Origin of the sequence: Streptosporangium sp. NPDC049644 (assembly GCF_040675205.1) — a bacterium.
In the GTDB taxonomy this organism is placed as follows: Bacteria; Actinomycetota; Actinomycetes; order Streptosporangiales; family Streptosporangiaceae; genus Streptosporangium; species Streptosporangium fukuiense.
Window position 1 is genome coordinate 1 of record NZ_JBFAOJ010000162.1, and the last position, 11,192, is coordinate 11,192.

The window sequence follows — 11,192 nt, forward strand, 5'->3', positions numbered from 1 at the left end:
GGACAGTCCTCCGCCTTGTGCGTATCTCATGATGTCGGTGTACCCGGCAATCAAGGCACGTCAGAACCTACGACACCACGAGTTCAACCTCAGTAACCAGAAACTTAGTTACTGGATTGTAGGTGCTGCCGCTCAAGTGGTGATGTAGAGGAGATCTCGGTCCCGGAAGAATGCCTGAGACCGACAGGTACGCAGCCGTAGTAGTTACGCTGCGCGGTCGGCACCATATCAAGGCCATGCCCATGGCGTTGACCCCAATGCGACGGGAGTGCTCTGATCGGTGATCTGCTCACCCAAGCGGATGCACGGGTCGCCGCCGACTACATCGAACGAATCACCGCTGGACCTGACCTCGTATTGGAGCCAAGGTAACTCGCCGTCAGCCAGGCGAGTGCGGCGGCGGGCGATATCAGCGGATCACTGCCGACAGGTCGCAGGCGTGATCGTAGAACCCGGTCTCGCAGGTAAAGACAAGGCGACCAGAGCTCGCATGACCAATGCGGCCATCTCGTCCGGCGACGATTCATGGTACTGGGCATGGGTGTCCAGTACCATGATTTTTAAAATGGGGCTTCATGATAAGAGATTTATCGAGAACATGGAGATTTCTGCCTTTATCGACATTGGTCGTTTTTCTTCTGAGTGGCTGTTCTGCACTCAACCTCGACACGTGGAACGGCGGACAAGGGGTGCCCCAAAGCAACTACCCACCTTTTGGTTCGGTGAAGGATTTTGCGTTGCCGATGGATGTTTATGATTTGGATAATGTTCGGCGCGCACATGTACAGGAAGCTCGCTTCAAGGCTCTGGGATCCTGTCTAAAAAAGTTTGGATTCACGATGCCGAAGCATGATGTAACGCCTATACGTTATCCAAAGAATGCCGCCTATCTGGGTTGGCTGGGCGAGAAAGACGTCCCACATTACGGCTACCTCGGGCCGAAAGATCAAGACGCTGAAGAGTTTGCCGCACTCGACGGGCTTCGCATGTTCGTGATTCCGGCCGAGCAGGCTGCCGCTCATTCAGGGTACGGTGCTTCGAGAGTCAATGGGATTAAGGTTCCCAAGATGGGGTGCGCGGGCGAGGCCGAGCGGGCGCTCAACGCTGGAGCAACCGGCCTGGATGGAACCAAGCTTGTTAAAGAATACGACTTCAAACGGCTGCATTCTCTGATGGAGGACGCAGCTGCAACAGGTTTTAAGGATAAGCGGATCGCCGAGGCCGCAGTGCGGTGGAGCGGCTGCATGAAGAGCAAGGGATTCTCTTACAAGGAGCCGTTCGAGGCTCAAAGTGACCCCCGCTGGCAGGCGGGAGACTCCGGTCGCGGCCGCCGTGCCGTGAGCACTCTAGAGATCAAGACCGCTGTTGCCGACGAACAGTGCCGACTGCAGGTGAACTACAGCGGTGTCAGGCGGGCCGCTTATGTCGATGCTCAAAACGCGATCATCATAAAGAATCGAGACTTGCTTCAGAGACTGCAGAATTTGATGGAAACGCGATACGCCAACGCCACCGAGATTCTCGAATGATGCCGCTGAACGAAGAGAGTGCGCGTATTCAATCGCCGTAGCGTGGTAACGGGGTATGATCTGTGACTTATCGCCGCTGGGCCGCCATGTCGTGTATGGCTCTGCTTGTAGCAGGTGCCGTCTATGTGCATGGATTCTGGAGTGGGAAATTCTGGACATTCCGCCCGCTCAGCGAACATTGCAACAGCAAGCCTTTGGGCTTCCCGCCTACTTCCTGGACATGGTTCCCACTCCGGAATCTCTGTCATTGGGAAGATGGAACGACGAGCGATCTGGTGCCGGCCTACGTCAATCCAGCGTTGGTGATGTCTCTGACAGCGACTGTCGTCTTTATGGTCATGGCCGTCCGAGCACAGAAACGGAAATGATGGTTCTCAACCATTATTTCTCTGGTCAAAGGGGTGCCGGTGTCTGACTCCGCATTCCGCTTATCGCGTCGCCGCCTGCTGACGACCGGGGTGGGCATTGTCGACGCCGTGGCTCTTGTGGCTATCGGAGCCGTTGACGACGGCGACCTGGACGCGGCCGGCGCCGTTGGCGCTCAGGCTGCTCGTTCGCCAAACAACGTGAGGGCGCTCGGGCGCAGTCGTCCCGCGACTCCTTCCGTCGGGCGCCTGATCGGCGGCCTGCCCAAGATCGGCATGCCTGGCCTTAAATCAGGTTGTCGAACTCACCGGCCTTGATACCGTTGACGAAAATGTGCCAGTCGCTGGATGAGAAAATCAGCGTGGAGCCGTTTGGACTCTTGCTGTCGCGTACGCCGACGCTCTCATCGGTCAATGTGGCAACTTCGACGCAGTTGTTCTGACCGTCACTTAAGCTGCTCTTGCGCCAGGTCGTACCCGAAAGATCGGTCTTATTCATAGCTTCCCGCCATTTGAGATATCAGGTTTTTCGATTCCTGCTCATCGAGTGCGGCATCCCAGATCGCGCTGAAGGCGACGTCGTAGCGCTCGATCTCGCTTTCCTTGTCCAAGTACAGCGCTCCGGTGAAGCCGTCCACGTATACGGTGGGCGGCTCCATCTCTTTTCCATCGCTGTTCACCGGGAACCGCAGCGTGACGAATGATCCCGACATGACGCCAGGATGCAACCCGCGGCTGAAGGGCATCACCCTGATCGTGACATTGGGCAGTTCACCGACTTCTATCAGCCGGACGAACTGGCGCGCCATCAGGCTTTCACCGCCGATCGGACGGCGCAAAATGGATTCATTCAGTGCCACGCATAGCGTCGGAGGATCGGTAACCCTGGTGAGCAGCGCCTGCCGTGCGATGCGCACATGCACCCGGCGCTCGATTTCGCTCTCTGTCAAACCGGGGTTATCGGCGCTGATCAGCGTACGGGCGTAGTCGGCGGTTTGGAGCAGGCCGGGAACCAGCTCTGACTGATACCAGGCCAGATCTGATGCTGCTTCCTCTAGACCGATATACAGGTCGAAACCTTCCGGAATCACATCACCGTAAGCATGCCACCAGCCGCGCCCCTTGGTCTCCTTTGCCAGGCCCATCAACGCTTGCGTGAGATCTGCCGGCGCGCCGTAAATCTTACACATTGTCTCGACATCGAGGCTTCGTAGCGATGTCTGCCCCGTCTCGATGCGCCAGATCTTGGCTTCAGACCACTCCAGCTTGGAAGCCGCGGACCTGACGGTCAGCCGTGATTGCGTGCGTAGATCACGTAGATATCGCCCCAATTGTCGACGCGACACCGTCGAACCCGTCACACCCTCCGCCATCGCTCACCCCCTCGCCATGAAGCACTTCCTTCACCCGGAATGAAAGCACTCACGCTTTCACTCCGCATTGTCAATCCTCGGACTGGGGATTTGAAGTGAAGTCTTGCATAGCGAGACATCGAAGTGCTTGACTTCAGTTACACACAGCAACACCAGCGAACGCTCCGCATTCTCCCAGCTTGTGACGCTAAGTGTTCGTTTCATCACTTTCCAGATCGTTCGACTGAAAGGGTGAGGCACGGTGCGTGATTCGCAGCAAGTGCAGTACATCCACCTCGTGCGGCTCGGCTGGGACCTGCGGGTTCTTGGGGTGGCTACCTCGGTGGTCATCCCCGCAGCAGGGGCGCCGGTGCTGGAGATCATGTCTGCTGGCGGGGTTCGGGTCCGGATCCAGGTCACCCGCCGGGCCTGCGGCTGGGTCTTCGTCTGGCGGCCCTGGTGGTCGGTGACCTGACGGCGCGACTGGATCTGGGCCGAGGCGAACAACGCGGCCGACATGATCGCGTCGGCGGTGACCGCGTGAGCACGCGGGAACAGGACGGCCCCGGCGCGGCGGAGGCGGCGGTCAGGCGCTGGGACGGCCTTCGGATCGTGGGGCAGCGGGACTTTCCCGGCATCGCGCAGTCGGCGAGGGCCGCCCGCAGGTGGGTGCTGGGAACCCTGGACGGTCACCCGACCGCCACCGAGACGCTGGAAACGCTCGAACTGCTGGTCAGCGAGGTGGTCACCAACGCCGTCCTGCACAGCGACTCGGCCGGGCCTGACGGGCTGATCACGGTCCGCGTGGGGTTGGGTGACGGCCTGATCCAGGTTGAGGTGATCGACGACGGCTCGGCGACCAGTGTTCCCATGATCCGGACGACCGACGACGACAGCCTCAGCGGGCGCGGCCTGAGCTGGGTGGACCACCTGGCTTGCACCTGGGGCATCGATCACGGCGACGAGGTGGGCGGGGTCGTCTGGTTCCGGCTCGCGATCGGTCACCCGTCAGGACACGACCCCCTTTCCTCCCGGTGATTCTGACCTCGGCGGGGAGCATTCGTCACCGTCATCACTGTCAGTGGAGTGCCACGTTCGGATATGACAATCGCAACGTCGGCCTCGGCAGGGTGCTACGGGCGAGTCGCCTCGTAGTCGGGGAGTGCGGCCGGGGTGGTGCGGGTCGCCGGGCGCATGGTCAGGATCAGTACGGCCAGCCCGGCGAAGATGACCGCGGCGACGACGCCGGTCACGTGCAGGCCGGCGGTGAACGCCTCCCGCGCGGTGTGCAGCAGTTCCGCGCCCTGGCCTGCGGGAAGGTCCTGGCTGGCGGCGACCGCGCCGGCCAGCGAGTCGGATGTGCCGTCCATCCGGCTGCGGTAGACCACCGCGGCCACCACACCGAGCAGCGCGAGGCCGAGCGAACCGCCGAGGTAGTTGCCGGTCTCCGACATCGACGCCGCCGAGCCGGCGCGCTCCGGTGGTACGGATCCGACGACCAGCCCGGTGCCCAGCGCGAACAGCGGGCCGGTGCCCAGGGCCAGTACGGTGATGCCGATCATCACCAGCGGCAGGGCGCGCGCACCGTCGACGCCGACCAGCAGCAGGCTGCCCAGCGCCGACCCCACCAGCCCGCCGGCGATCGCGGTCGTCTGCTTCATTCGCCGGGCCAGTGCCGGCGCGGCCATGGTGCCGACCGCCACGCCCAGGCCCATCGGTGCGAACAGCACCGCCGACGCGAACGGCGAGAAGCCCAGCACGCTCTGCAGGTACTGGGTCACCAGCAGGCCGGTACCGGCCATGGCGATGCCGGCGAAGGCCAGCCCGACGAGTACGGCCGTGAACGGGCGGTTGCGGAGCAGCCGCAGGTCCAGCAGCGGCGTCTCCAGCCGCAGTTGCCGGCGTACGAACAGGAATCCGACGACCACGCCGGCGACGAGGGCCACCGCCGGCACGATCGGCACGCTCTCGACGGTCAACTGCTTGACGCCGTAGACCATCAGAAGCACCGCCGCGAGCGACAGCCCGACGCCGGCCGGGTCCAGCCGACCGGCCTGGTCACTGCGGAACTCCGGCAGCAGGACCGGCCCGGCGAGCAGCAGCAACGCCATCGCCGGCACGGCGACCAGGAACACCGATCCCCACCAGAAGTGCTGGAGCAGGAATCCGGCGAGCACGGGCCCGAGCGCGCCGCCGGTGAACTGGCAGGTCGCCCAGATCGCGATGGCCTGCCCGCGCTGCCGTTCGTCGCGGAACATGTTGGTGATCAAGGCAAGTGTGGACGGCGCCAGGGTCGCGCCGGCGACACCCAGCAGCGTACGCGCGACGATCAGCATCAGCGGGCCGGTCGCGAAGGCGGCCACGACCGACAGCACCGCGAACGCCGCCCCGCCGATCATCAGCAGCCGTCGGCGGCCGATCCGGTCGCCGAGCGTGCCCATCGTGATGACGAAACCGGCCACCATGAATCCGTAGCTGTCACTGATCCACAGCTGCTGGACGTTGGTGGCACCCAGGTCGGCGGCCAGCTGTGGGAGCGCGAGGAGCAACGCCGTCATGTCTATCGCGACGAGAAACGTCGGCAGTACGAGGACGATCAGTCCCAGCCAGGCCCGGTTGACTCGCATATCCGAAACTCCCTGTTCTCTCGATGTCTCACCGGTCAGTCGGAGCGGTCGGGAGCTTCTTGACATCGGTACGGGCGGACAGCTGCTATCGCTCCAGCTTTTCTGCCCTGTCTCGTAGGTAGCGCTGTTCGGGGAGGCTCGTGGTACGCCGGGCCGCCAGCCGGTAGTTCTCCCGTGCGGCGGCGTACTCGCCCGCCAGTTCCTGGAGGTGGGCGCGCACGGCGTGGAGACGGTGGTGGCGGGCGATCCGGGGGTCGCCGTCCAGGCTTTCCAGCATGTCGAGTCCGGCCCGGGGCCCGCGGGTCATCGCGACCGCGACGGCGTGATTGAGGGTGACCATCGGGTTCGGCGCGATCCGGCCGAGGATCGCGTACAGGAGGCGGATCTGTTCCCAGTCGGTCTCCTCGGCCCGCCGTGCCTGGACGTGCAGCGCGGCGATCGCCGCCTGAAGCTGGTAGGGGCCGAGGGGGGAGACGGACATGGCGCCGGTGACCAGCGCCGAACCCTCTTCGATCAGGGCGGCGTTCCAGCGGTTCCGGTCCTGCTCGGCCAGCGGCACGAGGGCGCCGTCCGGGCCGGTGCGGGCCGCACGGCGGGCGTCGGTCAGCAGCATCAGTGCCAGCAGCCCGGCGACCTCACCGTCATCCGGCAAGGACCGGTGCACCGTACGGGTGAGCCGGATCGCCTCTGTGGTGAGATCGGCGCGGTGCAGGTCGGGTCCGGAACTGGCGGTGTAGCCCTCGTTGAAGACCAGGTAGAGCACGTGCAGCAGGGCGTCCAGCCGTTCGGCCCGCTCCTGGGCGCCCGGCATCTCGAACGAGGCGCCGACGACTCTGATCCGCTGCTTGGCGCGGCTGATCCGCGGCGCCATGGTGGCCTCCGGCACGAGGAACGCCCGCGCCACCTCGGCGGTGGTGAGCCCGCCGACGGCGCGCAGCGTGAGCGCCACCTGGGAGGCGGGCGTCAGCGCCGGATGACAGCACAGGAACAGCAGCGCGAGCGTGTCGTCCTGGTCACCCGGGCCTTCCTCGCCGGGCGCCGGTGCGAGGTCGGCGTCCGGCGCCTCCCGCACCGCCGCGGTGACCTCGCGGCGGCGGCGCGCCTGCTCGCTGCGTACCTGGTCGACCAGGCGGCGGGAGGCGACGGTGACCAGCCAGGCACGCGGGCTGTCCGGAACCCCGTCGGCGGGCCACTGCGTCGCCGCGGCGAGCAGCGCCTCCTGGACCGCGTCCTCGCACTCCTCGAACCCGCCGTAGCGGCGCAGGAGCACGCCGAGGACCTGCGGCGCCAGTTCGCGCAGCAGGTCCCCGAGGCGTTCGGTCGTGCTCACATCTCCATCCCGGCCGAGTCCATCAGCGGCCGCACCTCCACGCCGCCGGCCTGACCGCCCGATATCAGGGCGGCCAGTTCCACGGCGCGTTCCCGGCTCTCGCAGTCGATCACGTACTGGACTGCGACATGATCCGGGGTCTGCAGGTACGGGCCCTCGGTCACGGTCACCACGCCGTGCCGAGCCCATACGACGGCGCTGATGGACGGATCGGCGAACACGTGAGCACTGATCAGTTCCCCCGCCTGCCCGGCCGTGGCCAGGAACTCCTCATGGTCGAGCCCCTCCCCGGGCAGGGCCGCGGTGCTCAGATAGAGACTCAGCAGGAACTTCACCGGGTGCTCAGTCGTCGGCCGTGCCTGAGAAGAGCACCGGCCGCACCTCGATGCCGAGGCCCTCGACACCGGCGTCCGGGATGAGCGCGGCCAGCTCCAGGGCGCGCTCCCGGCTGTCGCACTCCACCAGGTAGTAGCCGCCGAGGTACTCCTTGGCCTCAAGGTAGGGTCCGTCGGTCACCGCCGGGACGCCGCCCCGGACCCTGACCACGGCGCTCTGCGACGGGTCGGCCAGCGCGGTGGTGCCGATCATCTCCCCGGACTTCTTGATGGTCTCCATGAACGGGCCGTGGCCGCTCATCACCTCGTTGCGCTCCTCCTCGGTCAGCGCGTCCCAGATCTGCGGGTTGTTGTGCATGATCAACATGAACTTCAACGTCGTCTCCTTCAACGGTCGGGCGGCGCCCCCGAAGGCGCCGTTCACCATGGAGTCGGAGCGGATGCCGCGTTCTTGCGGTACCGGACCGCGAGAATTTCCCGCCCGCTCCGAACCCCCGGCCCGGCAGCGAAGTAATCGCCGCCGTCATTGAACACCTCGCCTCACCCCGCCGACCCCTGAGCCCCGCCCGCCGGGGCCGTGCAGGGCTCAGCCCTTCGCGGTCGGGTCGGTGACCTGGCCGATGAACAGCGGGGTCAACGTCGGCCGGTGGATGATCGCGAAGGCGAACGGCCGGTCGGCGCGCACCTCCACCTCCACCTCGGGCACGGGCTCGGGTGGGCCCGTATACCCGAGGGCCAGCGCGGTGACGGCGGCGGCCTCGGTGCCCCACTCGTCCACGGTCACGGTGGCGTGGTGGACCGCCTGGGTCAGGTCGAGGTCGACGTCGTCGGCGATGCCGGAGTAGTCGGTCCTCGTGAGCCCGAGCCCGAAGAGCGACTTCATGAGGTCCAAACTCGTCGAGAAGTCCCAGCGGGGAATGGTGATCTCCACCTGACGCTCCCTCAGCCCGGCGGCCACCCGCGCCATCACCTCCGGGGCGAGCAGGCCGGCGGGGGAGCCGCCCGCCCGCGGGAGCAGCACCCACATCGCCAGCTCACCCTTGACGTAGCGGAGCTCCACCGCCTGCCAGCCCTCTCCAGCGGCGTACGGGAGGCTGCCCGTATGGCGGATCAGGTCGGTCCGTACGGCAGTGCCGTCCGCCCGGGTGAAGGCGGCGTTCCGTTCCGATGGGCCGGTGAACGGCGTCTCCCACTCGGCCTTGAGGTACACGGTGTTGGCGATGACAAGCAGGGTCTGCGGCGCCAGGTCGTCGAACACCTTCCTGATCCGCCCGGCCGTCTCCCGTTCGGCCCACGCGTCGATGACCTGGGCGGCGTCCCGGGTGAAGTCCACCTGGCGCACGCCCGTCCCGTACTGGGCGGCGAGCGTGCGCAGGAACCCCCGCTGGACACTCAGCCCCTCCTGGATGAACAGCCCGCCCGCGATGGCGACGACCGGCGGCTCCGGCTTGGCCCCGGCGTCCCGCTCGACGCCCGATTCGGTGCGGGGTGGCGGGCCACCGACCGTGACGATCCGCCGGGTGAGCGCGTTGAGGGAGGTGTGCGGTCCCTGGACGGGGAAGCCGAAGACCCTGTCGAGCTCGGCGGCGGTGCCCCCCGTGGCACCCGCCCTGGCCATGCCGAAGGCGTAGCCGATGCTCAGCGGCGACAGGACGGCGTTGGCCCCGGGGGCCGCGATCTCGGTGAACAGGGCGTGACCGAAGGCGGTGAGCCCGCACACGGTCTCCGCGACCGGCGGGTCGACCGGGGTCTTTCGCCACACCCACTTGGCCACGATCATGTTCGAGTCGAAGGCGGCGGGGCGCCCGCGCCGACGTGCCGGTCGCGAGATGTCAGTCGGTGTCATGGGAGACCAGCAGGCTCAGCACGTTCCCGCCTGGGCTGAGCGCGCCGATCGCGATCTCCTGGTCCGCGTAATACGGTTCCCGTGTGGTGAGTCTGAACGCCATCCACGTCCATCGGGCGGCGAGTTCGTTGATTCGGTGCACGGACGCGTCGGCGGGGGCACGCACGAGGCCCGCGATCGACTGCCACGCCTTCAACCTGCCATATCCACCGCGCGACCCCTTCTCGGAGAAGAGGGGGTCGCAGTAAGCCGTGGTGAGCAGCTCGCGCACCACGGTGTCCAGGCTTTCCAGCTGGCCGTTCAGCGCGCCTTTGGTTCTGTGGGACTCCGGCAGGAACGCGTTCACCCACAACGATGCCACCTCCCGGGGATCGAACCGCCGGGGAAGTTCGATGATCACCGCCAGCGAGGGCTCACCCCAGTGCTGCACAGCGGAGTTGATGAGCCGCTCGTCCTGCCTGGTGCTCACGATCCTTGACTCACACACCGGTACCTTCGCCAGCCAGGCGTCCCACAACGGGGTGGACTCCCGGGCTCCCCCCCATGTGCCTTCCTGGAGCTGGGGAATCCACTCGATATGCGGGTGTTCCGGAACGTAGAACTCGCTCTGGTCTCGCCAGGGGAAGTCGAAGGAGTATATGTGGCGTTCTCCCTTGGAGCGCTTGAGTGGCAGTCCCGCGAGGGGATGGCGCAGCTCCCGCAGGGCGGTCGCGCAGCGCAGCGCCGCGGGCACCCGGGTCAGGTTGACGCGGCGCACCACCAGCTCCTGCATCAGGCAGGCGACCAGCTCCGCCCACATGTCGGGCTTGGCCGGGACGCGTTCCAGTAGCGGCAGCAACCGGTGGACCGGCCGCTTCTCGGCCAGCAGGGCGGCCAGGTCACGGATCTGCGGGAGTCTGCGATTACTGGTGTATCGGTTGTGCACCAGGTCGGCCAGCCCCTCGACGTCGACCGGGACGCGTGACAGATCCGGATCATGCGGATCCCCGCTGCTGATGTACCGGCTCACAAAAGCGTCCCCGACGACGATTCGCCGACGCCCGCGGTGACCGAGACACCGCAGGCACGACCTGCGGGTACGGTGAACGCGGGTTCCATCCACATGGTCGTTTCTTTCCTCATCCACACACCCTTATGGATAGCCGGACGGGCTCGTGCGCCGGTTGTGAGCTGCTGTGGATCTCGCCGTAGGGCGTCACCGCCGTCGTGCGAGAGCGCTCTGATGGGAGAGCTTCGGGCGGCTGGTGCTCTGGGTGTCGACGGCGGGTGAAAAACTGACCCCGTGGCGACGCCTGGGTTCTAGTGCTTGTCACAACACACCATCTCCCAGGACGTGAACCACCTGATTCGGCGGCTGGCCGTCGGGCCGGGTGAAATGCGAGATTGACGGCCCCTGGAGCCTGTCCCAGACCTACAGCCTCTACACCTACTACTGAGCCGCCGTGCGGGGCGGACGCCAGGGCCGACAAGCCCGGTATCCGCCCCGCGCCAGAATCGCTGACCCACTCCCCAACGGCGACCACCCAGAGCTACTTTGCACTTGGTCGCACGAACCCGAGCGGAGGGCCTGGTCGACGCCGAGCAGGCCGACGGTGCGCTCTTTTCGATTCGGTTGGCACCTCGCCGGTCGTGCGGTCACGCTCAGCGGATGGACCTGCACCAGGTCGCTGTTTCCTGAACGCCGGGGTCACGCCCAGAGAGGTGGTGTTTGAAAAGGCCACCCGTAATCCGGTGACTATTAAGAGGTAATCGCCTCAATAGTCACTTTAGCATCGTTTGTCTCGTTTGCGGAGCCGGCCTGCTTGCGG

At 65.8% G+C, this 11,192-nt stretch carries 12 protein-coding genes; 4 read left to right on the plus strand and 8 right to left on the minus strand.

Annotated elements, in window-relative coordinates; all coding sequences use genetic code 11:
* Window positions 1–439 precede the first annotated feature (439 nt).
* Together AB0J58_RS42470 and AB0J58_RS42475 are read left to right on the plus strand one after the other, a co-directional pair.
* Entirely contained in the window at window positions 440–757 is a 318-nt protein-coding gene (locus AB0J58_RS42470; RefSeq protein WP_364227029.1) for a hypothetical protein, read from the plus strand.
* Window positions 723–1,529 carry a hypothetical protein gene (locus AB0J58_RS42475; protein WP_364227032.1) on the plus strand — a complete coding sequence of 269 codons (807 nt, stop codon included), beginning with the start codon at window positions 723–725 and terminating at the stop codon, window positions 1,527–1,529. The genes AB0J58_RS42470 and AB0J58_RS42475 overlap by 35 nt, the downstream gene beginning before the upstream one ends.
* A gap of 651 nt (window positions 1,530–2,180) precedes the next feature.
* On the opposite strand, the gene AB0J58_RS42480 is transcribed toward AB0J58_RS42475, so the two are convergent.
* On the minus strand, window positions 2,181–2,393 hold the full coding sequence (locus AB0J58_RS42480; protein ID WP_364227034.1) for a DUF397 domain-containing protein: 213 nt from the start codon (window positions 2,391–2,393) through the stop codon (window positions 2,181–2,183).
* Window positions 2,386–3,267, minus strand: coding sequence for a helix-turn-helix transcriptional regulator (locus AB0J58_RS42485; RefSeq protein WP_364227037.1), 882 nt, complete (start codon window positions 3,265–3,267; stop codon window positions 2,386–2,388). Before AB0J58_RS42485 ends, AB0J58_RS42480 begins: the two co-directional genes overlap by 8 nt.
* 241 nt (window positions 3,268–3,508) lie before the next feature.
* Between AB0J58_RS42485 and AB0J58_RS42490 the strand changes: the two genes are divergently transcribed.
* Both AB0J58_RS42490 and AB0J58_RS42495 read left to right on the plus strand, forming a co-directional pair.
* A complete protein-coding gene (locus tag AB0J58_RS42490) occupies window positions 3,509–3,721 on the plus strand; it encodes a hypothetical protein (protein WP_364227039.1) in 213 nt (70 codons plus the stop codon).
* A gap of 65 nt (window positions 3,722–3,786) precedes the next feature.
* Complete coding sequence (locus AB0J58_RS42495) at window positions 3,787–4,284, plus strand: ATP-binding protein (RefSeq protein ID WP_364227042.1); 498 nt, start codon at window positions 3,787–3,789, stop codon at window positions 4,282–4,284.
* Between the two features lie 95 nt (window positions 4,285–4,379).
* On the opposite strand, the gene AB0J58_RS42500 is transcribed toward AB0J58_RS42495, so the two are convergent.
* The 6 genes from AB0J58_RS42500 to AB0J58_RS42525 form a co-directional block, all read right to left on the minus strand.
* The gene (locus tag AB0J58_RS42500; RefSeq protein ID WP_364227044.1) at window positions 4,380–5,873 is read right to left on the minus strand and encodes an MFS transporter; all 1,494 of its coding nucleotides are present in this window, start codon (window positions 5,871–5,873) and stop codon (window positions 4,380–4,382) included.
* A gap of 85 nt (window positions 5,874–5,958) precedes the next feature.
* Window positions 5,959–7,203 carry a sigma-70 family RNA polymerase sigma factor gene (locus AB0J58_RS42505; protein WP_364227046.1) on the minus strand — a complete coding sequence of 415 codons (1,245 nt, stop codon included), beginning with the start codon at window positions 7,201–7,203 and terminating at the stop codon, window positions 5,959–5,961.
* Entirely contained in the window at window positions 7,200–7,538 is a 339-nt protein-coding gene (locus AB0J58_RS42510) for a YciI family protein (protein WP_364227049.1), read from the minus strand. Before AB0J58_RS42510 ends, AB0J58_RS42505 begins: the two co-directional genes overlap by 4 nt.
* A gap of 7 nt (window positions 7,539–7,545) precedes the next feature.
* Window positions 7,546–7,905, minus strand: coding sequence for a YciI family protein (locus AB0J58_RS42515; protein ID WP_364227055.1), 360 nt, complete (start codon window positions 7,903–7,905; stop codon window positions 7,546–7,548).
* Window positions 7,906–8,124: 219 nt separating this feature from the next.
* On the minus strand, window positions 8,125–9,384 hold the full coding sequence (locus tag AB0J58_RS42520) for a serpin family protein (protein WP_364227051.1): 1,260 nt from the start codon (window positions 9,382–9,384) through the stop codon (window positions 8,125–8,127).
* Window positions 9,371–10,393 carry a DUF6183 family protein gene (locus AB0J58_RS42525; RefSeq protein WP_364227053.1) on the minus strand — a complete coding sequence of 341 codons (1,023 nt, stop codon included), beginning with the start codon at window positions 10,391–10,393 and terminating at the stop codon, window positions 9,371–9,373. The genes AB0J58_RS42520 and AB0J58_RS42525 overlap by 14 nt, the downstream gene beginning before the upstream one ends.
* Window positions 10,394–11,192 lie beyond the last annotated feature (799 nt).